This is a genomic window from Agrobacterium sp. InxBP2 (assembly GCF_026191755.1).
Taxonomy (GTDB): domain Bacteria; phylum Pseudomonadota; class Alphaproteobacteria; order Rhizobiales; family Rhizobiaceae; genus Agrobacterium; species Agrobacterium pusense.
On the sequence record NZ_JAINDY010000021.1, the window covers coordinates 194,107 to 216,506 of the forward strand.

18 protein-coding genes are annotated in these 22,400 nt (G+C 57.8%); 7 read left to right on the plus strand and 11 right to left on the minus strand.

Features of this window, described 5'->3' with window-relative positions:
- Positions 1 to 11: 11 nt before the first annotated feature.
- Genes K7A42_RS04795 through K7A42_RS04805 form a run of 3 tightly spaced genes read right to left on the minus strand, consistent with a single transcriptional unit; the run spans position 12 to position 3,947 of the window.
- Positions 12 to 1,943, minus strand: coding sequence for a glycosyltransferase family 2 protein (locus K7A42_RS04795; RefSeq protein ID WP_045535105.1), 1,932 nt, complete (start codon positions 1,941 to 1,943; stop codon positions 12 to 14).
- Positions 1,940 to 2,923 (minus strand): UDP-glucose 4-epimerase GalE, encoded by a 984-nt coding sequence (galE, locus tag K7A42_RS04800; RefSeq protein ID WP_045535103.1) that lies wholly within the window; start codon positions 2,921 to 2,923, stop codon positions 1,940 to 1,942. Before galE ends, K7A42_RS04795 begins: the two co-directional genes overlap by 4 nt.
- 1 nt (position 2,924) lies before the next feature.
- Positions 2,925 to 3,947, minus strand: a complete 1,023-nt coding sequence (locus K7A42_RS04805) for a UDP-glucuronic acid decarboxylase family protein (protein ID WP_006698573.1) — start codon at positions 3,945 to 3,947, stop codon at positions 2,925 to 2,927.
- 392 nt (positions 3,948 to 4,339) lie between these two features.
- Between K7A42_RS04805 and K7A42_RS04810 the strand changes: the two genes are divergently transcribed.
- Positions 4,340 to 4,687 carry a hypothetical protein gene (locus K7A42_RS04810; protein ID WP_006698574.1) on the plus strand — a complete coding sequence of 116 codons (348 nt, stop codon included), beginning with the start codon at positions 4,340 to 4,342 and terminating at the stop codon, positions 4,685 to 4,687.
- A gap of 42 nt (positions 4,688 to 4,729) precedes the next feature.
- Here K7A42_RS04810 and K7A42_RS04815 read toward each other — a convergent pair whose 3' ends face one another.
- Positions 4,730 to 5,500 (minus strand): helix-turn-helix domain-containing protein, encoded by a 771-nt coding sequence (locus K7A42_RS04815; protein ID WP_022563657.1) that lies wholly within the window; start codon positions 5,498 to 5,500, stop codon positions 4,730 to 4,732.
- Between the two features lie 915 nt (positions 5,501 to 6,415).
- Here K7A42_RS04815 and K7A42_RS04820 point away from each other — a divergent pair.
- From K7A42_RS04820 to K7A42_RS04840, 5 genes are all read left to right on the plus strand, one after another.
- On the plus strand, positions 6,416 to 7,381 hold the full coding sequence (locus K7A42_RS04820) for a hypothetical protein (protein ID WP_006698576.1): 966 nt from the start codon (positions 6,416 to 6,418) through the stop codon (positions 7,379 to 7,381).
- Positions 7,382 to 7,530: 149 nt separating this feature from the next.
- Complete coding sequence (locus K7A42_RS04825; RefSeq protein WP_174151593.1) at positions 7,531 to 9,552, plus strand: hypothetical protein; 2,022 nt, start codon at positions 7,531 to 7,533, stop codon at positions 9,550 to 9,552.
- Positions 9,553 to 9,620: 68 nt separating this feature from the next.
- Positions 9,621 to 11,828 (plus strand): type I secretion system permease/ATPase, encoded by a 2,208-nt coding sequence (locus tag K7A42_RS04830; RefSeq protein WP_174151594.1) that lies wholly within the window; start codon positions 9,621 to 9,623, stop codon positions 11,826 to 11,828.
- 8 nt (positions 11,829 to 11,836) lie between these two features.
- Positions 11,837 to 13,195: an HlyD family type I secretion periplasmic adaptor subunit gene (locus K7A42_RS04835; protein ID WP_004438597.1), complete on the plus strand. Its 1,359-nt coding sequence runs from the start codon at positions 11,837 to 11,839 to the stop codon at positions 13,193 to 13,195.
- An 85-nt stretch (positions 13,196 to 13,280) separates the two neighbouring features.
- The gene (locus K7A42_RS04840) at positions 13,281 to 13,775 is read left to right on the plus strand and encodes a hypothetical protein (protein WP_004438593.1); all 495 of its coding nucleotides are present in this window, start codon (positions 13,281 to 13,283) and stop codon (positions 13,773 to 13,775) included.
- Here K7A42_RS04840 and K7A42_RS04845 read toward each other — a convergent pair.
- From K7A42_RS04845 to K7A42_RS04860, 4 genes are all read right to left on the minus strand, one after another.
- A complete protein-coding gene (locus tag K7A42_RS04845; RefSeq protein ID WP_113344059.1) occupies positions 13,772 to 15,040 on the minus strand; it encodes an O-antigen ligase family protein in 1,269 nt (422 codons plus the stop codon). The two genes, K7A42_RS04840 and K7A42_RS04845, sit on opposite strands and share 4 nt — an antisense overlap.
- A gap of 7 nt (positions 15,041 to 15,047) precedes the next feature.
- Positions 15,048 to 16,304: a polysaccharide biosynthesis/export family protein gene (locus K7A42_RS04850; protein ID WP_113731676.1), complete on the minus strand. Its 1,257-nt coding sequence runs from the start codon at positions 16,302 to 16,304 to the stop codon at positions 15,048 to 15,050.
- A gap of 184 nt (positions 16,305 to 16,488) precedes the next feature.
- Complete coding sequence (locus tag K7A42_RS04855) at positions 16,489 to 17,169, minus strand: sugar transferase (RefSeq protein WP_004438583.1); 681 nt, start codon at positions 17,167 to 17,169, stop codon at positions 16,489 to 16,491.
- 618 nt (positions 17,170 to 17,787) lie between these two features.
- Positions 17,788 to 18,336: a cupin domain-containing protein gene (locus K7A42_RS04860; protein ID WP_004438580.1), complete on the minus strand. Its 549-nt coding sequence runs from the start codon at positions 18,334 to 18,336 to the stop codon at positions 17,788 to 17,790.
- A 145-nt stretch (positions 18,337 to 18,481) separates the two neighbouring features.
- On the opposite strand from K7A42_RS04860, the gene K7A42_RS04865 reads away from it, so the two are divergent.
- On the plus strand, positions 18,482 to 19,816 hold the full coding sequence (locus tag K7A42_RS04865; RefSeq protein ID WP_125270817.1) for an aspartate aminotransferase family protein: 1,335 nt from the start codon (positions 18,482 to 18,484) through the stop codon (positions 19,814 to 19,816).
- Between the two features lie 210 nt (positions 19,817 to 20,026).
- On the opposite strand, the gene K7A42_RS04870 is transcribed toward K7A42_RS04865, so the two are convergent.
- The 3 genes from K7A42_RS04870 to K7A42_RS04880 are packed head-to-tail and all read right to left on the minus strand — an operon-like array spanning position 20,027 to position 22,395.
- Positions 20,027 to 20,953, minus strand: a complete 927-nt coding sequence (locus K7A42_RS04870; RefSeq protein ID WP_174151595.1) for a homocysteine S-methyltransferase family protein — start codon at positions 20,951 to 20,953, stop codon at positions 20,027 to 20,029.
- Positions 20,954 to 20,970: 17 nt separating this feature from the next.
- Complete coding sequence (locus tag K7A42_RS04875) at positions 20,971 to 21,660, minus strand: ABC transporter permease (RefSeq protein WP_037091118.1); 690 nt, start codon at positions 21,658 to 21,660, stop codon at positions 20,971 to 20,973.
- A 12-nt stretch (positions 21,661 to 21,672) separates the two neighbouring features.
- On the minus strand, positions 21,673 to 22,395 hold the full coding sequence (locus K7A42_RS04880) for an ABC transporter permease (protein WP_174151596.1): 723 nt from the start codon (positions 22,393 to 22,395) through the stop codon (positions 21,673 to 21,675).
- Positions 22,396 to 22,400 lie beyond the last annotated feature (5 nt).

Sequence of the window (22,400 nt, forward strand, 5' to 3'; positions counted from 1 at the left end):
AGCCTCCTCCTTCATTGTCCGACCCTATTGTCGGCCAGCATGATCTCTCCGGTTGCCACCGCCGGAGGCGGCGCAACGATTGGTTCTGCCTGCATTTCCTCCGGCCCGCGCAGTCCAGGCAGTGCAATGCGCAGTTTCAGACGCACCGACCTCGCACCTTCCGCGCCCGCACCTGCGACCGTGAACCGTGTTTCGGTAAAACTGACATAGGGTTGTCCATGCGAGAGAGCTTCCAGCCCACCAATCGCATGGGAGCTGAGCTCCGCAGCACTTCCGGCCACCAGCAGCAAGGAACAGGCGGCAGCACTTGCGCCGCCGCGCAGGGCCGGCAGCTTCGGCAAACCGTTTTCCACTGCATGGCGGATGAGCAGGAACACCGACAGGCCCGCATAGATCGCCACATTGATGGCAGCGAAGATAAAGAACCCCTCCGCGCCGTTTTGGCGCGGCGCCAGAACCATGGCAAGAAGGCTGAGTGCCGCGAGGACCGTGTATGGTGCGACTACCCGCAGCGGCAGCGGCGGTTTTGCCTGCGTGCCCTTGGGTGTGATGCGGAAATCGACGAAATCGCCACGGATCGTGTCACGTATGGCCGCCAGCACACCCATAAGCGACCACGGCCAGCGCAGGAACAGGAACACCATGGCCTCCCAGCTGAAGAGCTTCGCATCATGCGGACGGAACGCGCCCGTGGCCCGCCAGAAGAAAGCAAACACGATCATAATCAGCGAAACCGGAAGGAAATGCGCCAGAAACGCCGGATAGGATGCGTTGACCAGCACATGGCCTTTCACCAGCGCCACGGCCGGAAGCACGAACATCAGAGCCATGAAGCCGGAGAACAGCGGATACCAGAGTTGCGAAAACAGGAACTGGAACTTCAGTCGCGCGGGCAGCTTCGGCACGTAATGCCGTGAATACTGCAGCAGAATGGTCATAAGGCTGCGCGACCACTGGAACTCCTGCACGATGAGATCGGCAAAGGTCACCGGCCCGTCGCCATGGGCGATAGCATTGACGGCGTGGACGCCGCGCCAGCCGCCGGCATTCATCAAAAGCGTGGTGGAATGATCTTCGGCAAGCTCCGGCCCGAGGCCGCCCACCTCCCTAAGAGCCTTCGTGCGCACGGCGTAATGCGAGCCGATGCAAAGCGGCGCCCAGCCATTATTGTATCCCAGCTGGAGCGCACCATGCAGGCTTGCTTCAGCATAAAGCCTGCCGCGTGCGGCCCAGCTTTCATTGGCATTGGCGTCGCAAATGCTTGGGGCGGACACATATCCAATCCTCGGATCGGCAAAGGGACGGATTACCTCGCTCAGATAGTCGGGTTCCGGCACGTGATCCGCATCGAACTGGGCGACAAAATCATAACGCTCGTAACCGTAACGGTCGTAAAAATAGGCGAGATTGCCCTCTTTGCAGCGCGTGCGCCGCGGCCAGGTCTTGCGGTGATACTCGGCAATGCCCTGTCGGGTGGAAACGAAAACGCCGTGCGCGCCACACCATTTCAACGTTTCCGCATCCGGGGCTTCATCGGCAAGCCAGACGTCGAACTCCAGACCCTTCTGCTCCAGCATGGCCAGCAGTGTCTTTTCCACTACCGCGAAAGGTTCCGACGGCGCTTTGGTGACCACCATCGCCACCCTGCCCCGCGGCAGAGGCGAGCGCGGGTCAACAACCCTCGCGTTGAGAAATATGAAGATGAAATAGGATGGCAGAAGCGTGATCCACGCCAGCGCCAACGTGACCACGGAGTAGTAGGGCCAGTCGATGACGCGATCTCGATCGAGCCACCAGATCCAGAAATAGGCGAGCGTCACCAGCCAGCCACCGATGCCAAGCAGGTAGGCAAGGCGGTTCCAGCCTGTAAAGATCGGCAGCATCCGCAACACGCCTGCAGCGGCGCGGGGGGATGCGACTGAGGGCGTGGAGCGCATCGTCATGACAGCACCTCCAGTCCAAAACCGGGACCGGCCGTGCGGATGATAGTGTCTATATCGGAGCGTCTGGGCGCAAAGCCGAGCGTCTGCCGTGCGCGTTCTATATCGGCAAAGAGCGCCGGAGGGTCTCCTGCGCGCCGTGCGCCGAAATGAACAGGGACTTCCTGCCCCGTCACGCGATGGATTGCCCGAATGATGTCACCGACCGATGTGCCGTGACCGGAGCCGAGATTGACACGCAACGTCTCGCCGCCATCGGCAAGATAGTTGACCGCGGCAACATGGGCATCGGCCAGGTCACTGACATGGATATAATCGCGAATGCAGGTACCGTCACTGGTATCGTAATCGGCACCGAACACATCGAGTTGCGGCAGCCTTGCAGCAGCGGCCATCAGCGCACGGGGAATCAGATGCGTCTCCGGTTCATGACGTTCGCAAAGCTCGCCATCCGGGTCCGCACCGGCGGCATTGAAATAACGCAGTGCAACGAAACGCAGACCATAGGCGGCGGCATAATCGTCTAGCGCCATCTCGAAGATCAGCTTGGTGCGGCCGTAAGGATTGACCGGCGTCTGTGCCGTCTCCTCAAGGATGGGCAGTTGCGGCGGCACGCCATAGGTGGCGCAACTGGACGAAAACACCAGTCCGCCGATATTCTGGTCAAGACAGGCGTCCAGCAGCGAAAGACTGCCGCCGACATTGTTGCGGTAGTATTTGCGTGGATCCTCGACGGACTCGCCGACATAAGCGTTGGCGGCACAATGAATAACGAAGGCTGGCGAGAATTCCTGGAGCGTGGCTTTCAGGAGACCACGATCCAGAATGTCGCCTTCGATAAAGGGACCCCAGCGGACCGAATCCGCGTGACCGGTCGATAGATTGTCATAAGCTATGGGCTTGAAGCCGGATTGCGCCAGCGCCTTGCAGATGTGGCTGCCTATGAATCCGGCCCCGCCCGTGACGAGGATTGTGCGGGGCATCTCATACGGCCTCCGCCACTTTCCGGCCCGCCAGCAACGCATCGAAATAGACGATCGTTCTTTCAAGGCCGATTTCGAGCGGTACACGCGGCTGCCATTTCAGCAGCTCGTTTGCCCGCGAAATATCCGGACGACGCTGCTGCGGATCATCGATCGCGGCAGGCAGATGGACGATGCGCGAGCGAGAACCTGTCATCCGGATAACAATGTCGGCCAGCTGCCGCACGGGAATTTCTGTGGGATTACCGAGATTGATCGGCCCGGTGCAGTCTTTCGGTTTGGCCGAGAAGCGCAGGAAGCCATCGATCAGGTCATCGACATAGCAGAAAGAACGGGTCTGGCTGCCATCACCGTAAATGGTGATGTCGTCCCCCTTCAGCGCCTGAACGATGAAGTTCGAAACCACACGGCCGTCGTCAGGGCGCATACGCGGCCCGTAAGTGTTGAAAATGCGTCCGACCTTGATATCGACACCGAAAGTGCGGTGATAATCGAAAAACAGCGTTTCCGCGCTGCGTTTCCCTTCATCGTAGCAGGCGCGCGGCCCGATTGTATTTACATTGCCGAAATAGGTTTCCGGTTGCGGATTGACGTGGGGATCGCCATAGACTTCCGAGGTCGAGGACTGCACCACGGTAGCACCGCATCTGCGCGCGACTTCCAGCACATTGACTGCGCCGAGTACATTGGTGAGAAGGGTACCGACGGGATCGCGCTGATAATCAGGCGGCGAAGCCGGAGAGGCAAAGTTGAAGATCAGCGAAACATCGATGTCATAGGGTTTGCGCACATCGTGCTCGACCATCAGAAACCGCTTATTGTTCCGCAAATGCTCCACATTCGCGGTACGGCCGGTCGAAAGATCATCGAGACAGATCACCTCGTGACCGCTGCTCAGCAACCGCTCGCAGAGATGGGAGCCCAGGAAACCGGCGCCACCATTAACGAGTACCCGTTGCCCGGGTTTCCAATCTGAGTAAATGGTAACGCCGTTATCATGTTCGTTGGGAACGAAATTACGCATAACACACACCTCCCCACGGTGAATCAGCACAGCCGATTCAACTAAGTGAATTAAACTCTCCATTTGACGCTATCTGAATATCATCCCTCTATTTTTTCTTCTTCCTGAGGTTTTAATATTCACATCCGATAAATTTCCACTTTCATGATAAGCGCAGGCAAAAACAGGTCAACTTCAATTTATCGAAATATTACAATTGATTACCCAAAATTACTCAAAATAGCCCTTTGATTTAATACTTTTTAACTACGCCTCCATTATGCCTTTCTTATTGAGCATTAGCGCAAGCTTCGCTCAACCAGTCGGGGCTATCCTGGTTTTGTAAGGCTCGGTCCACCGGGAACAAAACCGCCCGGCGAGATGCGACAGACAGTCGATTTCAGGGGACACACATGATGAATGAAATGCCTTATTTCCGTGGCGGCAAAACAGTCCGTCAATGTCGTCTTGCGCTCGTTGCCGGCGCACTTTTGACTTTCACTTTCGCGACCGCTTCATGCTCCGTCGTCGAAGACGCCGTTCTCACAACCGCATCGGCCAGCCCGACTACGATCAAGAGCCGCGTCACGCCGGCGAAGGCGGCCTATGGCTATCAAAAAACCGGCAACGCAGCCGTTACGCTTGTTGCAGATGCTTCGGACACACCGGCAGTTTCGCGACCTTCCTATTCGGGCTCTTCTCCCTATATCTGCTCGCCGAGCGGATTTGGGCAAAAGTCCCGCTGCTTCCTAAGGCCCTGAGCCTCCTGCATAACGTCCGGGCTGCCTCTGGCAGCTCGACGCTCAGTTCTTCCAGCCGGAGAACGTCGCGCCTTCATCCTTGCTGAAGAAACGCGACGCCGCCTCCGTGCGGTTGCGAACGTTCATCTTCTTGTAGATGTTGCGAACGTGGACCTTCACCGTGTTCTCGGACAGATGAAGCCGGTCGGCAATGATTTTGTTCTGCGTACCCTTGCATAACAGGTCGAGGATTTGCACCTCACGCGTCGTCAGCGTCGCCATGTCGCTCCTGCTCTCGGCGAGGGCGTCGGCACGGTTGGCGATGACAGGGCTGTTCCGCACGCTTTTACCACCGACTGCGGTGGGATAGGGCGTAAGCTTGCCTAGAAGGGCCGCCGGGAAATGCTCCCCGCCCTTCATGAGCAGGTCGACCGCCGCCATGAAGACGTCGAGCCGGAGATTAAGCGGCAGCACACCATCGATGATGCGCATTCCCACCAGCCGCTTCAGTGGCTCTTCAATTTTGTCGATCGTTTCCACGACGAGCGCAATCGGCGCTTCAGGATGTTTTTCACGGATCGCCGACAATACACTATTAAGCCGCTCACCCGCCAGGCGATAGGGCAATACGAGCCGGACGTCGGCGCCGTAATCATCATCAATCGTTGCCGACGATGTCACGCTTACCACGGAGAATGTAGGGAACTTTTTGCCCAACGCCTCCATGAGGCACTCGGAAAACAGGTCCGGATCCGCTACGATCAACAAAGTTCCATTTATATGTGTAACGGCGTTTTTTTGTTTTGCCGCATAATCTGACGTTCCCATGAACATTGACGCCTCCCTCAAGCGCTTACGCATTACTTTCTTTTGGTTGCGCAGTCTGTCATCCGCCCGGCGACCCACCCCTTAAAACTTGGAGGCGATTCTCCGCTTCATGTCATGTCAACTATTATTAATCACCCGTTAATTCGTAAACGCTAATACGAAAAGCTGCGTAAATAAATGGCCCAAACGGGTTATTTTTTACAATTGACATACAAAATAGGTTAAGCCGGATCAGAATCAGTGATCCCGGAACCTGCGTAAAAACAAATATATCGGAAAAGCTTTCGTGCTGGTTTTGCGTTCCGACGAAATGTAACTTCCAGTTGATATCCCTCGACATAGCTCGCCTGCCGCACATGCCAAAGCCTGTGCCTTTTCGGGATGGGGACCTCTCTCCACCGAAATAAACCATGTTTCACGAAACAGCCGCTCTGCCCTGCCGAAGCGGCGTTTTTTTCGAGAATGAACCGGCGAACGATGCGCAGGACAACCGCTTGCGACGTATATATCCGGGTGGAACGCCGATAGGTTTAGCCCAAATTGATATCTAGGAAGCGCAATTTTTCTGCGGCACAGTCTAACCGTCGCTGAACGGCGGCTGATGGAAAGACACTCCCGGCCTTGACGTGTGTTTGAGAGCGCCGGACCCTTTTCAAGAAAACATGCAAGCGAAAAGACGAAGCCACCGCGCTACCCTGCGGGAGCGAGGAACGGATTTGTGCGCCCTTTTTTATCGAGTAGCGCACAAGGGCTAAACAAAAAGAGCCCGTCCACGGGCCAATACCGAACCGCAGATGATGCGTAACCGAGTCCATCTGCAAAACATCAATCTTCATGCTATCCGGAGCAAGCGCGAAAAAATCCCGTTTGAGATGAGAGGGATTTCGAAAGCTGCTCCGAGCTTTTTCGGAGGAAATCGAAATGGGTTATGATCATAAATCCGCTGGCAGCGACGACGATATCACCAAGATCGGCGCGCTTTCCGATGGTTTTGCCAACACGTCTACCAATGACGCCAAGGTGGAAGACAGCAACGTCGGCACCGCGAACGGTGAAAACCGCAACAACGACAATAGCGACAACAGCACCAATGTGGATGTTGATGCCAAGATCGATGTTGCAGTCGGCAATGGTGACAATCGCGATAACGACTATGACTGGAGCTATGACAGCAAGTCGTACAGCGATAACGACACGACGACCAAGACGAGCACCGAAACCAGCACCGAAATCAAGACCGATTACGACTGGAGCTATGAAAGCAAGTCGTACAGCGACAACGACACCAACGTGAAGACGATTACGGATACGGACAACAAGACGTTCTCCTATTCCGACAACGACACCTCCACCAAGGTCTCGACAACCACCGACAGCTTCAACTCCTCGGACAGTTTCTACAAGTCGGATGACGACTTCGGCAACATCACGGGCGTCAAGGATGTCGGCAATCTCGGCATCGCCGGCGGAGACCTCACCTTCAATCTGGGTGACGACTTCTCCTTTACCCTGGATGTCGACAGCATCCTCAACGACTCGCTCAACGGTGACGGCAACGACACGGGCTTCAGCCTCGTGCAGGCCAACCACCTGGCGGATCAGGATGAGGCGTACGACATCAAGATGCAGAACGGTGGCGCCGAAAACCACCTGAGCGCCAATGCAGGCGACGCCTATGGCGCAGAAGGCATCGACGGCAAGGGATGGGATCTCAAGGCCGGCGACGACGCAGCAGGCACCAGCACGGCCGACGCATCGGCAATCCTTGCAAATTCCGGCTTCCATCTGGAGCTGGTGCAGGGCGCCAACATGCTCTCCAATGCCGTTGACGTCACGGTCACAGGGGGCAACTCCAGTGTCTCGGACGTCGGTGAGGATCACTCCTGACAACCATCTCTTGACGAAAAGAGCTGCACCGGCGTCCGCCGGTGCAGTTTGCGGTTCATGGACAGGCCTGGCGACAGAGAAGCACCGCTTCCAAGACGTGTGCCGCCCGCCATCTGTGACGTGCCGCAATGATCGGGGAGGGACCTCCAATGCATATTGACAAGATTTCAGACATGATCGCGCATTTCATCGGCCTGTTCGACACGATGGCCGAAGAAGCACGTCTGCGAAACAACTATAGTGAAGGCCCCGCACGTTCCGGGCCTGAGCAACTGCCGGAAGAGGAAGCAGCAAGGCTGCTCGACAAGAACTATGACGTTGCACTTCAGGACTACGATCCTGGCGTCAAGTACCATGCCGGCTATTACGACTTCGATTATCTCCCGCCGCATTTCGCACGCACGGTCGAACATGACATGCAGCAGTTTGCGAATTCGATACCGGTCGATATTTCCGCTGCGAATTTCCGCTTTCCAGGTCGCCTTTCCTTCGAGGACGAACGTGAGCTGGTAATTCATACCGGCCCAGGCTCGGTTGTCGCCCATATCGCGCAGGTGAATATTCTTCAGGACGATGATTATCTGAATATGACGGACGGCCCCAACGTGGCCCGCGACACCAGCTTCGTCACTGAACGTACAGTCGAATTCTACAACGAAGCGTCCGTCTTCACCCCTTTTTCCGGTTTCCAGCGCACCGACAGCTATGATGCGCTGCAGGCTCTCGCCAAGACCGCGCATGATTATATCGAGCACGCCCGAGACAACGACGTTACCTCACTCGGGACCGGCGCAGATCAGGATTTCGTCCTGGCCGGCAACGACATCAATGGTCTTTATATCAATGGCGTTGCCGCCGCTGAGAAGCCGGCGCTGGACGACTACATGCCGGATCGCGGCATTGCCAAGCCTCCGGAAGAACCGGAACGAAGTGACGTTGCGCTGCATGAAGAAAGTCCCGCCGGCAACAGTCTCGATGTGGCCGCAGGCGCCAATGTCGTCGCCAACGTCGCGACATTGGTCAACACCGCCGTCATGACCTCCGTCACCGCCGTAATGGGTGACTACCACCAGATCGATGCGATCACCCAGGCCTATATATATAGCGACAGGGACGAAATCGCTTCCGTTTTCACCCGTTCCGAGGATCAGGCCGACACGGCCGCCTACAACATCGCCAATTTCGAACGCAGCATTTTCCCCGGCGCGGAAAATACGGCGACGGAGAGCCCTGAAACCGGCGAAATGCCGATTTTCCCCACCGCGTGGCGCGTCAGCGTATTGGAGGGTGACGTTTCCTTCGTGCATTGGATCGAACAATACCAGTTCGTCAGCGACAACGACACGATGATGATCACGACATCCGGTGCGAGCGTCAGTCTTTTGACAGGGGGAAATGCCGCACTCAATATTGCGAATTTCCTCGGCATCGGAATGCAGTATGACCTCATCATCGTTGGCGGCAATGTGCTGGACATGAACCTCATCAGCCAGATCGCCGTGCTTTACGACAATGACTGGGCCCGCGCCAATCCCGATGCACCGGGAGGCGCCACTATTCAATCCGGCAACAATCTCCTTTGGAATGATGCCTCCATCTATAACGTCGGGTCCAACGACCGCTTCGAAACGATGCCCGACTACATGGCGCAGACGGTGTCCGCGATCAATGAGCGCGATCCGAACATGCCGGATGCACTTGCGCATGACAGCAATTTTGCCGGCTATCAGGGACTGAACGTGCTCTACATCACCGGCAATCTCTACGATGTCAGCATCATCAAGCAGGTGAGTGTGCTCGGCGATTCCGACGACGTTACCCAGGCCGCTGCCAAGGTGCTCGAAAACAACGAGAATACCGACGTCCATATCGATACCGGCAGCAATGCCGTCATCAATCTCGCGCAGATCATTGATTACGACAGCTTCGGTTCCACCACCTATGTTGCCGGCGGCGTTTATTCCGACGCCATTCTGATACAGGGCGGCATCATCGAAAACGATACGTCGCAGCCGGCGCAACCGGGCCAACTTGCCAACGAGGTCATCGCCTTTCTTCACGACGATCCCGCCACCATCGAAAACGAATCCGACGGCGTCATCAATGCCGGGCACGACCTGTCGTGGTCCAATGCTCACTCATCCGACGTCATGCAAGCGGTCACCGCGTAGGTTTTGCCGGCGGTAGTTCCGCCTGCGTAACCGCAAAAGCCGCAAGATCACCGAGGGGACCGATAAAAATGGATCATATTTCAAGAAGAACGATTGCGGATGGACGCTCGCTGGATTTACCGCTGGATCAGGACGCGGAAGACAGCAAGCTGACAGACGCCTGTATCTCAGCCATCAATGAAGCCGTAGAGAACCTTCGCCAGTTGTCGGGTGCGGAACAGATCGCTAGGGCAACCCCGCCCTCTCCGGAGGTGGCCCCACCGCCCTCGCCTACGACTCCGCAATCCGGCACATTGCGGGATATGCCAGCGGGAAACCCCGCACCACAGCAGGAGCCACACCCCGCGTCGCGACCTGCCCCCAAAGCCAAGATCGACAATGCAGAACTGAAGAGCGCGCCCGACCTCCCCTTCGTCAAGACTATCGACAACAATGACGGTCCGATCCGTGAAACCGAACGCCGCCCGGCGACGGGCGGTGGCGGCGATGGCAAGGAGCCAACGGGCAGTGGCGGCGGTGGCGGCGGCGGTGGCAGCAGCCAGAGCGGCTTTCATAAACGCAGCGAACCCATCAATTTCGCTGCAAGCCTTGCCAAGGGTATCGCCGCGGTACGCCGCAACATGATTGTGGTGATGCTGTTCACCGTCGCCATCAACGTCCTGCTTCTCGCCATACCCCTTTATCTGTTTCAGATTTCGGACCGCGTGCTGACGAGCCGCTCGATGGATACGCTCGTGATGCTGACGGTCGCGGTTCTCGGAGCGGTACTGCTGCAGGCTTTCATGGATGCCATCCGCCGCTTCATCCTGATGCGTACCGCTGTGGAGCTCGAGGTCCAGCTCGGCGCTCCCATCCTGTCTGCCGCCGCACGAGCCTCCCTGCATGGCAGCGGCAAGGATTACCAGATATTGCAGGATTTACAGCAATTGCGCTCATTCCTCACCTCGGGAACCCTTATCGCTTTTCTCGATGCGCCGCTGATGCCGCTCTTCATCGTGGTGGTTTATCTGGTCCATCCGCATCTCGGTATTATCATCATGGTCTGCTGCGCCGTGCTGTTCACCATCGCCTGGCTGAACCAGCGCTTCACCGCACGGCAATTCTCCGAAGCCTCGGGTTATCTGAGCCGCGCCAATTTCCATCTCGATTCCATGTCGCGCAATTCGCAGATCATCAACGCGCTCGCCATGATCCCCGAAGCGGTAAAAATGTGGGGCCGCGAAACGGCGGGCTCGCTGAAATCGCATGTGGCCGCACAGGATCGAAACATCATGTTCTCTGGCGTGTCCAAGGCCGCGCGTATGATCACACAGGTTGCGCTTCTCGGCTGGGGCGCGCATCTTTCGCTCTCCGGCGAGCTGACAGGCGGGATGGTGATTGCGGCCTCCATCGTCTCGGGCCGTGCGCTCGCGCCCATTGAAGGAGCGATCGAGGGCTGGCACCAGTTCAACAAATCGGCCGCCTCCTATGGCCGCATCAAGCAGCTCCTCATCAGCTCACCGCTCAATTTCCCGCGCCTGCGCCTTCCCAATCCGGAAGGACGCCTGGATGTTGAGCGCATTCTCTTCGTACCGCCGCCGCAGAAGAAAGTGATCCTGAACGGTATCTCTTTTTCGCTGAAAAAGGGCGAATCGCTTGCCATCATCGGCAATTCCGGCTCTGGCAAAACGACGCTCGGCAAAATGCTGGTCGGCTCCATCCTGCCTACATCGGGCAATGTCCGCCTCGATCTCATGGATCTGCGCAACTGGGACCAGCGGCAGTTCGGGGAAAGTATTGGTTATCTGCCACAGGACGTGCAGTTGTTCCCGGGCACCATCAAAGCCAATATCTGCCGCATGCGCGACGATATAGAGGACAGGCAAATCTATGAGGCCGCAGTGCTGGCCGACGTTCACGAGTTGATTGCCGGTTTCCCGCAGGGTTATGAAACCGTGGTCGCCGCCGATGGCGCACCGCTTTCCGGCGGGCAGAAACAGCGCATCGCACTTGCTCGGGCCTTCTTCGGCGACCCAAAATTCGTGGTGCTGGACGAACCGAACTCAAACCTCGACACCCAGGGTGAGCAGGCCCTGGCCAAGGCGCTGCTGCACGCCAAAAGACAGGGCATCACCACTGTCACAATCACCCAGCGGCCCGCGCTTCTGCAATGCGTCGACAAGATCATGGTGCTGAAAGACGGGTCGGTCGCCATGTTCGGCGAAAGGATGGACGTGCTGAAAGCGCTCTCCGGCAATGGCCGCCAGGCCAGCCAGTCCCCGCAGATCGAGGGTTGAGGATCGTCATGTTCAGGAAAAAGAACGCCATTGCCGAAGTCAAACCACAGGGTCAGCTGGAATGGTACAGCGAGGTACCGCGCTCAATCCGCCTGCACAGCTCGATCGGTCTTGCCGTGCTGCTCGCCTCCTTCGGCGGGTTCGGCTACTGGGCTGGCACCGCGCCGCTCTCCTCCGCCATCATCGCCCAGGGCAGCTTCGTTGCCACCGGCAATAACAAGGTCGTGCAGCATCTGGAAGGTGGCATCATCAAGGAGATGATGGTCAGCGAAGGCGACACGGTCAAGGTAGGCGACGTGCTGCTCACACTCGACAAGACGACGGCGCTCGCCAACGAACGCATGTTGCAGCTGCGGCGGCTTCGGCTTGAGACCATCGTCACGCGCCTGCGCGCCGAAGCGCAGGGCGCAAAGAGCTTCAAGGTGCCCGACATCGTCATGAAGGAAGCCGGCGATCCGGATATCAACGCCATCATCCAGAGCCAGAACATCGTGTTCCATAGCAAACTCATCAAGCTCGAAGAGCAGTTGAATCTGATCGAGAAGAACATCAGGTCGCTGGAGTTTCGTTATGCGGGTTATGACGGGCAAAAGCAGTCCTTCGACCGGCAACTCGCGCTTCTCACGCAGGAACGCGATTCCAAGGAGAGGCTCGCCAAGGATGGTGTCATCCGCAAGACCGACATGCTGGCGCTGGAGCGCGCCATTGCCGATGCGATGGGGGACATTGCCCGTCTCAGCGGCGAAATGAACCAGAGCGAAGCGGAGATCGCCAAATTCAAGCAGGAAGCGATCATTGCGGTCAACGCCAACAAGCAGGCGGCGCTTGACGCGCTGGAGACGGCGGAGTCCGATCTTGACAGCGTGCGCGAACAGGTCCGTGGGGCCGCCGAAGTGCTGGAGCGCACCGTCATCCGCTCCCCCGTCAACGGAACTGTCGTGCGCGCTTATTATCACACGCCCGGGGGCGTCATAACGACAGGCAAGCCGATCATGGAAATCCTGCCGGCCCATGTTCCGCTGATCCTCGAGGCGCAGGTGCTCAGAACCTCGATTGACCAACTGCACGAGGGGCAGACGGCGGCGATCCGTCTTTCGGCGCTCAACCGCCGCACCACGCCGGTCCTGAACGGCAAGGTTTTTTACGTTTCCGCCGACAGCATCGAGGAGAACGCCGGTCTGCAGGTCAAGGATGTTTATATCGTGCGCGTGCAGGTGCCCGATGAGGAAATCGCCAAGGTCCATAATTTCCGCCCCGTGCCGGGCATGCCTGCCGACGTCTTGATCCAGACTTCGGAGCGTACTTTCTTCGAATATCTGACCAAGCCGATCGCTGACAGCATGTCCCGTGCTTTCAAGGAAAGATGAAGAAATATCAGTAACCTACCCTGTCTTTTCCGCGACAGTCGGCATATGATGTCGAAGGATGTTTTGTCGGGGCGGGAGAAGCGTCATGGCGGCGATGTCGGATGTATTGCTGCTGGTCGGCAGGCTGAACTATGTGTGGACCAACACCGAGAGCCTGATGATCTATCTGATCGTCCACCTTTTGAAAGTGGACAAGGAGGCTGCCATCGTCGTGTTCCTCACCCTCAACACCACGCGGGCGCGCATGGATCTCATCGAACGCCTGGCAAAGCTTCCCTCCACCGACGCGAAGGACCGGAAGACTGTCCTCTCCATCATGGCGCGGCTGAAGAGGGAAGCGAAGACGCGCAACAAATACAATCACTGCATCTATTCTTTTGACGAAAAGGGCGATATCGCCAGCACTCAGCTGATGCGTCTGGTGGAAGATGACAGCCAGGTCCGCTACGGCAAGGTCGAGCGCATGGACGAAAAGGAAATCGGCCAGCTCGAAAAATCAATCGCCGACATTGTCGAGGTCAGCAAGGACATGTGGAGCTTCATTCACGCCAGTCCACATGTCTCGGCGGATTATCTCTAGGGTCTGGTCTGCAGTCTCATGCCGATAGCGGGGTGAGTCTCACCGTTCCGCGCCGCCTTTACCGGAAGGCAAAGTTTTCCGGCCGCGAAATAAAGCAGGAACGAACCGATCTGATAGGGGAAGATGATGTCAATCTCCACGAAGGATCGCACCACGAACAGCGCGCAAATCGCAAAAAGGATAACGCCCTGCGGGTCGCTTCGACGCATCAGCACCGATCTCAGATGTCCCAGCAGCGTGCCGTAAAGCACCATGCCCAGCAGGATCATGCCGACAAAGCCGTTTTCCACCACTGTCTCGATATAGGTATTGTGGAAATGGAAGCCGCTGCGGCCGGTGATGAAGAAGTCGTTCCACAACCGTTCGGCATCGGCAAAACCCGCGACCCAGAATCCCTGGTAGCCGACCCCCAGGATCGGAGCCTGCTTTGCAGCCTCTATGCCCTGCTGCCAGAGATAGGTTCGGCCGGTCAGCGTCGAATCCTTGCCGAAGATACCGAGAATGGCATCTAACAGACCGAACTGTAGCGCAGCCACCGCAAGCAGCGCGCCGAGACCGCCGAGAGCAAAAAACATCATTTTACGGTTTGCGGGCGAAAGCATCCCGATCGGGATAAAACCGATGATGAGGGCGACAACGGCCGCGGTGGTGATGGCGGAGGTGGCAGATTGCGATGCGACGAGGCTATAGGCAGACAAGAGTCCCGTCACGCCTGCAATCGGCAGCCAGATGCCCCTTTGCTTGAGTACCAGCACAGACGAGGCAGCAAAAATGACGCCCAGCGACGCGTAGAAACCGAGCTGGTTTTTGGATGAGAAGGCACCGACGAAACTGTAGGTCCCATCAAGCGCGTCAAAAAGATAGATGCCGAACAGGAGCGAATAGAGCAGGACGACGCCTATGCCAATCAGAGCGCCCCGCGTCAGCGTCCGGATGGAAATCACGCGCATGGCAACCAGCGCGCAAACGATATGGGTCATGTATTGGATGGAGGCGCGCATGGTTACAGATACGGCTTCCGACCAGAAGCTGGACAGGACGGTAAGAATGCCGAAGCCGAAAATCCACAGGTAACGCGGATAATTGCCGAGCACGCGCCGGTAGTCGACCACCACCAGCGGCAACCACATGCCATAATAGGCCAGAACCGAGATTTGCCCGAAACGCGACGAATAGGCGAAAACGAAGAATGACAGCGCAACGGCCGTCATCCCATAAATCTCATTGCGTTCGGGATCGATCAGCGCCGATTTGGCGATCCGCATTGAAACCTCACTGCATCAGGATTTCGGAAGAGACCTTGATGACGTCGCCGGGCTGAAGCAAGGCATTTTCATCGACCTTCAGCTCCTTCGGCTTGCCGTTTTCCTCACGCACCACGACATAGCTGATCGTCGCGGACTTACCCGATGGATCGAAGCGGATCGCCTCGGCCGATTGCGCCAGTGCCTCCGACATCAATTCGCGGCTCGTGGTCAGCTGCAGATTGAGCTTGTCGAGTTCCGCTTCCGTGTCCTGCAACTCCTTGGAGCGCTGCGCCACCCAGTCGTTGCGCAGGTTGATCTCGTCCTGGGTTGCCTTGTTGATATCCTGTTTGGCGCGCAGCGACTGCGTGTCGATATCGAGGAGGGTGGATTCCACCTCGGCCGCACGTTCTTCTGCCGAAATGCGCCGCTGCGACAAGGCAAGGCCTTGCTCGTTCAGCCTGTTGACGCGGTCGCGGTCTTCATTGGCGAGTTGAAGCTGCCGGTTTTGCGTTTCCGACTTTTTCTTCAGGGATTCGACTTCGCTCTGCAAAAGCGCGTGCAAGTCCGTCAGCGCCTTGAGCTGAAGTGTATAACGCTCGGTCCGCGATTTCATCAGCGCGCTTTCGCTGGCGAGAAGCGTGTCGATCTCGGCGATCTTTTCCATCTCCGGCGTCTTGGTAATCGTCTGATCGCCCTTTACCTCGGCGATCAACCGCGCCTGGCGGGCAAGCAGCCTTGCCCGCTGGTTATCATAAACGGCGGCATCACCACGTGCATTGATGAAGTCGCGGGCAAAACGCTGTCCGGCGTCGGACCTCCGCAAGCCGCCTGCAAGACTGACAGCCTTCAGCACGGTGATGTTAGGGGCATAGGGATATTCACCCGGTGTCTGCACATCGCCACTCAGAAAGATCGGCCGGAACTGGGCGATCTCTACGGAGGCCGAAGGCAGGTTGCGGAGGGCGAACTTGCTCTGAAGCTGAGCGCCGATCTGGTCGCTCACCTCGGAAGGAGTCTTGCCTGCGACGTCGAGCTGACCGATGAAGGGCAAGGACAGCGTACCGGATGGCCCGACGGAATAGTCGCCGTTGATGACGTCCCAGTTGCGGATGCTGCCGTCGGCCGGTTGCCATTCGGCAACGCGGATACGCAGCTTGTCCGCGGTACCGAGCTTATATTGAACGCCATCCGCAGCCATTGTGGAAAGCGGCGCGGAAAAAGCGACGGTAGCAGCAAGAACGAGGGCCACAAACGGGCGGTGGGCGGCGGAAAAGCCGTTCATCGGGAAACTCCCTGTTAGCGGATCGCCATACAGGCGATCAGGCCGTCGCGCGACCGGCAAGGCGGCGCCGCAAGAAGCGGCCGGTATGATTAGCACCAATGACGCACCCGAAGACCGGACTTGGGATCCCGGTCGGGGTGCGTGTCGAAGCGAAGATCGATATAGCCGAACTCAATATCGGTTTTCAGTAGCTTCCGCGTGACAGGCACACGGCGGGAATGGTCTTGACGATGATGAAGACATCCTGCCGCATCGACCAGTTCTGGACATATTGTGTGTCGAAGGCAACGCGGGTCTTGTAAGACACGTCGTTACGGCCGCTGATTTGCCACAGGCCGGTCAGACCCGGGCGGGTGCTGAGATAATAGGCGGCAGCGCTTTCATAGTAGCTCAGCTCCTCGTCCACGACGGGACGCGGGCCAACCACACTCATTTCACCACGAAGGATGTTAATGAGCTGCGGCAGTTCATCAAGGGAGAGCTTGCGCAGCACGGCGCCAACGGCCGTAACACGCGGATCGTTCTTGAGCTTGCGGGTAGCCCGCCATTCCTCGGCGGCTTCCGGATTGGCGGCAAGATATTGCCGCAGGATCTCATCGCCGTTCATCGCCATCGTCCTGAATTTCAGGCAATGGAAATAGCGGCCATTATGTCCCACACGACGGTGACCATAAAAGATCGGACCGGGGTCGGACATCTTCACCAGAACGGCGATCAGCAGGAATATCGGGCTGAAGATGAGCAGCGCAAGAGCAGCCGATGTCATATCGAAGCTGCGTTTTGCGATGCCCCCGATAGGGAAACTGACATCGAAATCTTCGGAGCTGCTGAGTGTCTGTTCAGCCGATTGGGTCGCGGACTTCATAGAGAGAACTCCATTTATGTTTTGCGATTGGTCGGTGCCCGGAGGCGCGTCTTTCCGTCTAAAGGAGATAACAAGTCTGTGTTCGGAATTTGATGCTAATGGATTTTTTGTAAGGCACATTGCCCATAACCGTCTATGCGATTTCTTGCGTGAGCGGCCGATCAACGTCCGGGCAATATTAACGGTTGCACAAAAAAGCAACAAATGTGCTGGAGGCCATGTCTTGAGAGCATGGGTGACGCCGTCGCATGTATTGGTTTTTGCGGGAGCTATAGCCTTTTCTTATGTGTTTCTTATAACTTGGCGAGATGAGACAGGAACGTTAAGAACAGCGCGTCATATGACAGACTATTAAATTTTTTTGCGGCGCAGCAAGATTGTGGCAATGCATATAAAATTTGACATATCGGCTGGGATTTTTTTACCCCCTACCTGCACCTCGCCAAGAAAAAGCGATGGAAAAATCGCTAAAAGGCGGCAAAGGCGGCAAAAGAGTGGCGATAAACTGCATTATTGTCATGGCAGCTACGCAAAAAGCGCATAGCTAACGGCCACTTTTTTTGAACGCAGCCCTGCGCGCCTTTCCTGAAGGTGGTTCCAGGCCCCAGTTTGGGGGAATCAGAAGGTTGGCGGTGTGCAGGCGCTGATGACCTCACAGGCCACCGGTCCGACGCAGCGGAAGCGATGTGGCCTTCGGCTTTCGAAATAATAGGCATCACCCGGGCCGAGCACCCGCCTCTCCTCGTCCACCGTTACTTCCAGTCGCCCTGAAAGGATAATGCCGCCTTCTTCGCCATCATGGACCAAGGGCACCTTGCCGGTATCGGCGCCGGGCTGGTAGCACTCTTTCAGTATCTGCAGGCTGCGGCCGAAGACATTCTCGCCCACCTGGCGAAACGAGATCGGGCCCTTGCCAATTTCAACCAGCTCGTCCGCCCGGTAAAAAGCCTTACGGCTCGTCTCCGGCTCAAAGGCGAAAAATTCGGCCAACCCTATCGGTATGCCATCGAGAATGCGTTTCAGCGCGCCCACGGAGGGGTTCGAGGTGTTCGATTCGATCAGGGAAATCGTAGAATTAGTGACACCAGCACGCCTTGCCAGTTCCCGTTGGGAAATATTGTGACGCAGCCGCAGATGGCGCAAACGTCCCCCTATATCCACCGACATCCGTCGCCCCCGTTGCCGTTGTTCGAAATATCGAAAACCCGTCTTCACGCCTACAGTATTTTCAATCACTTCGCCACATGGAGAAAAGGGCTTGTTCGGTGAAGAAAATAGCTTTCAATCGTCGGCCATGAACAGGAGAACCGTGATGGACAACCCGAGCCGATCTAATTCCACATCGCTTGACAGCTACTGGATGCCTTTTACCGCCAACCGGCAGTTCAAGGCCAATCCCCGTCTGCTGGCGAGCGCCGAAGGCATGTATTACACCAGCAATGATGGCCGTCAGGTTCTCGATGGAACGGCTGGCCTCTGGTGCGTTAATGCCGGCCACGGACGGCAGCAGATTGCCTCCGCAGTGAAGCACCAGCTTTCCACTATGGATTACGCACCTTCATTCCAGATGGGTCACCCGGTCGCATTCGAATTTGCCGAACGGCTGGCGGAAATCGCCCCCGGCCCGGAAGGCGGCAAACTGGACCGCGTCTTCTACACTGGTTCGGGATCGGAATCGGTCGATACCGCGCTCAAAATCGCGATCGCCTATCAGCGAGCCATTGGCCAGGGGACGCGTAGCCGCCTCATCGGCCGCGAACGTGGGTATCACGGTGTCGGTTTCGGCGGCATTTCCGTGGGCGGCCTCGTCAACAACCGCCGCGTCTTCCCGCAAATCCCCGCCGACCATCTGCGTCACACCCACGATCTTACGAAGAACAGCTTCGTCAGGGGCCAGCCAGAGCACGGCGCCGAGCTCGCGGACGATCTGGAACGATTGGTCGCCCTGCACGGTGCGGAAACCATCGCCGCCTGCATCGTGGAACCCGTGGCGGGCTCCACCGGTGTCCTCGTGCCACCGAAAGGCTATCTGGAACGCCTGCGCGCCATCTGCGACAAGTACGGCATTCTGCTGATCTTCGATGAGGTCATCACCGGTTTCGGACGCATGGGCTCATCCTTCGCCAGTAATTACTTCGGCGTGACGCCCGATATCGTCACCACGGCGAAGGGGCTCACAAACGGAGCTATCCCCATGGGTGCGGTCTTCACCAGCCGCAAGGTTCATGATGCCTTGATGCATGGCCCCGAAAGCCAGATAGAACTGTTCCATGGCTATACCTATTCCGGCCACCCCGTCGCCTGCGCGGCAGGCATCGCAACGCTGGACATCTATCGCGACGAGGGCCTCTTCACCCGCGCCTCCGAATTGCAGGACGCCTGGCACGATGCTATTCATTCGCTCAAGGGCTCGCCCAACGTCATCGACATCCGCACCATAGGCTTCATCGCCGGCATAGAACTCCAGCCGCGCGACGGCGCGATCGGCGCCCGTGCCTATGATGTCTTTGTGGATTGCTTCGAACGTGGCCTGCTCATTCGCGTCACCGGCGACATCATTGCTCTTTCACCGCCGCTGATCGCCGAAAAATCCCACTTCGACGACATCGTTTCCATTCTCGGCGACGCGCTGAAAAGAGCGGAATAACTGGATTTAACAGGAAGGCTGCAATCTAAATTGCAGCCTTTTTCACTTTTCTACCAGTAACATGGAATGTTCCTGAATCGAGCGCAGGCCGCCCTCGCCCGTGGGACGCCATATGTGCCCTGTCAGATCACCATGCGGCCGGGACCGGCGCTTGAGCTTGGCCAGGCGGCTGGCGATGGCACGCACCTTTTCGACAAGGGGGCTCTCTTTTCAGATCGTTCTGCCAGTGCCACGCCGGCGAAGCGTATCGGCAACCGTATGGATATGCGCAGCGCCAATACCGCAGCAGCCACCGATCAGGGTGGCCCCCGCATCTGCCCAGGAGCAGGCGAAGCGGGAATAGACATCATCGGTCAGATCCGCTCTCGTGCCGTGCAGCCCCTCATTGGCGGCGGAGTCGCCCTGTTCGCCTTCGAACGCATTGGCATAGACGCCGATATCCAGAGCAACACCCTTTTCCTTGAAGACGGCGGCTGCGGTTTCCACGGCAGCCCTCATCACTTCCGGCTTGCTGCAGTTGAAGAGCAGCACTGTGGCACCTGATCCGGCGGCCCATTCGGCGGCGGAGCGCACGGTCTCGCCGGATCGCAGCTTGGGCTCCGCACCGTTCACCTGAGCGGGTTCGTCGTTCAACGTGAAGGAAATCCAAAAAGGCTTGCCCGTCTCGGCCACCGCCTGCCGCACCGCCTCACCCTCAGCGACAAGGCTCAGGGTCTCTCCAAGCCAGACATCCACATGTGGCTGAAGATTTTCGACCAGCACCTTCAGATAGTCCTGAACGCGAGAGGGATCGAAATTTTCTGGCTCGTAGGAGCCAAAGATCGGAGGAAGCGAGCCGGCCACGGCCACATTACGCTTCGAAGCCTCCGCCGCTTCACGCGCCAGGCGACCGGAAAGGGCGATCAGTGAAGCACCTTCTTTGTTGAACCGGTCTTCGCCGATATGAAAAGGGACCAGCGCATAGGAATTGGTGGTCACCACATCCGCGCCAGCCTCGATGAATTCCGCATGCACCTGGCGGACGATGTCCGGGGCGTTGATGAGCGCGAGCGCCGACCACTCGGGCTGCTTCAGTTCAGCGCCCAGCCGCTGCAGTTCACGGCTCATGCCACCGTCCAGAATACGAATATCGCTCATGAGAACTCCTTGATAGGCTATCGGCGCACCGGAACCTGCGCCTCGATGAAACCGAAGCAGCGGGCAATGATGGCGGTGAGGATGAGATAAAAAATCGTCACGACGAAAAGCGGCTCGTAGACCAGCAGCGTGTCCTGCCGCACCTTGTAGGCGACGGCGTAAAGATCCATGACTGTCACCGTGAACGCAAGCGGCGTGGCTTTCAGCTGCATCACCACTTCACCCGCGATCGTCGGCAGCGCCGCGCGGATCGCGCGCGGCAGCCAGATGCGGCGCGCCAGCGTGAAGCGGCTCATGCCGAAGGCCCTGCCCGCCTCGAGTTCGCCTTTTGGAACGCCCAGCAACGCACCACGAAGAACTTCGGCTTCATAGGCTGCGTAGTTCAGCGTGAAGCTGACCGCCGCAAAAAAGAAACCTTCGCGCAGCACCGGCCACAGAAAGCTTTGCCGCAGCCCCGGCACCATGGGCAAGAGCGACCCCACGCCGTAATAGAGCAGCCAGAGCTGTATCAGCAGCGGCGTGCCCCGAAAAAAGGTGCAATAACCACGCGCGAGAATCCGGGTCATTCGGCCGCCGCTGACCTGCGCGAAGGCAAGTCCGATGGCGAGAACGAAACCGCAGCAGACGGAGATCACGAGCAGGGCGATCGTCTGCCATGCTCCGGAGAGAAGAAGCGGCCAGTATTTCCCGACCCAGGAAAAATCCATCGCCAATCTCCCTCACGCCAGACTGGGCTGACCACGGCGCACGTGCCGTTCGATCTGCCTGAAGATGAAATTGGAGACGAGGGTGATCGCCAGATACATCAGGGCCGCGGCCATGAAGAACAGGAAATACTGCTTGGTACTTGCACCCGCGAGCCGGGTCGCGAGCGCCAGTTCCTGATACCCCACAACGGCGACAAGCGCACTGTCCTTGGTGACGGCGAGCCACAGGTTGGAAAGCCCCGGCAGAGCATTGGGCAAAAGCGCCGGCAGAACGACACGGCGAAACCGCAGGAGGGGAGACATGCCGAAAGCCCTCGCCGCTTCGATCTGGCCGTTGGGGATCGCCATTATCGCCCCGCGCAGCACTTCCGTCATGTAAGCGCCCTGCACGAAGCCCAGAACCGCCACTGCCGCTATGAAGCCGTTGACTTCGAGCACCGGCAATCCGGCCAGCTGCAGCAGGCGATTGAGCCCGTCGGTTCCGGCATAATAAAGCCCCACAATCAGGATCAGTTCCGGCACGGAGCGGATGAGCGTGGTGTAGAGATTGAGGACGGTTTCGAGCCCGCGGTTGCCCGAAAGCTTGCCCAAGGCGCCCGCCATGCCGATGACCATGCCGATGAGATAGGCCCCGGCCGAGATGGCAAGCGTCGCTGCAGCACCCGTCAACAGGGTACCACCCCATCCCGGAGGATAGGGCGACAGAAGCTGCAACATTGTATCCAGGCTTGCCATCTGCC

Bases quoted from the DNA above. Each gene is read 5' to 3' on its own strand.
- galE (WP_045535103.1), bottom strand. From the start codon at position 2,923: ATGCCCCGCACAATCCTCGTCACGGGCGGGGCCGGATTCATAGGCAGC.
- K7A42_RS04860 (WP_004438580.1), bottom strand. From the start codon at position 18,336: ATGTCGGTGGATATAGGGGGACGTTTGCGCCATCTGCGGCTGCGTCAC.
- K7A42_RS04875 (WP_037091118.1), bottom strand. From the start codon at position 21,660: ATGGATTTTTCCTGGGTCGGGAAATACTGGCCGCTTCTTCTCTCCGGA.
- K7A42_RS04815 (WP_022563657.1), bottom strand. From the start codon at position 5,500: ATGTTCATGGGAACGTCAGATTATGCGGCAAAACAAAAAAACGCCGTT.
- K7A42_RS04845 (WP_113344059.1), bottom strand. From the start codon at position 15,040: ATGCGGATCGCCAAATCGGCGCTGATCGATCCCGAACGCAATGAGATT.
- K7A42_RS04850 (WP_113731676.1), bottom strand. From the start codon at position 16,304: ATGAACGGCTTTTCCGCCGCCCACCGCCCGTTTGTGGCCCTCGTTCTT.
- K7A42_RS04880 (WP_174151596.1), bottom strand. From the start codon at position 22,395: ATGGCAAGCCTGGATACAATGTTGCAGCTTCTGTCGCCCTATCCTCCG.
- K7A42_RS04820 (WP_006698576.1), top strand. From the start codon at position 6,416: ATGGGTTATGATCATAAATCCGCTGGCAGCGACGACGATATCACCAAG.
- K7A42_RS04840 (WP_004438593.1), top strand. From the start codon at position 13,281: ATGGCGGCGATGTCGGATGTATTGCTGCTGGTCGGCAGGCTGAACTAT.
- K7A42_RS04835 (WP_004438597.1), top strand. From the start codon at position 11,837: ATGTTCAGGAAAAAGAACGCCATTGCCGAAGTCAAACCACAGGGTCAG.
- K7A42_RS04825 (WP_174151593.1), top strand. From the start codon at position 7,531: ATGCATATTGACAAGATTTCAGACATGATCGCGCATTTCATCGGCCTG.
- K7A42_RS04830 (WP_174151594.1), top strand. From the start codon at position 9,621: ATGGATCATATTTCAAGAAGAACGATTGCGGATGGACGCTCGCTGGAT.
- K7A42_RS04870 (WP_174151595.1), bottom strand. From the start codon at position 20,953: ATGAGCGATATTCGTATTCTGGACGGTGGCATGAGCCGTGAACTGCAG.
- K7A42_RS04805 (WP_006698573.1), bottom strand. From the start codon at position 3,947: ATGCGTAATTTCGTTCCCAACGAACATGATAACGGCGTTACCATTTAC.
- K7A42_RS04810 (WP_006698574.1), top strand. From the start codon at position 4,340: ATGATGAATGAAATGCCTTATTTCCGTGGCGGCAAAACAGTCCGTCAA.
- K7A42_RS04795 (WP_045535105.1), bottom strand. From the start codon at position 1,943: ATGACGATGCGCTCCACGCCCTCAGTCGCATCCCCCCGCGCCGCTGCA.
- K7A42_RS04855 (WP_004438583.1), bottom strand. From the start codon at position 17,169: ATGAAGTCCGCGACCCAATCGGCTGAACAGACACTCAGCAGCTCCGAA.
- K7A42_RS04865 (WP_125270817.1), top strand. From the start codon at position 18,482: ATGGACAACCCGAGCCGATCTAATTCCACATCGCTTGACAGCTACTGG.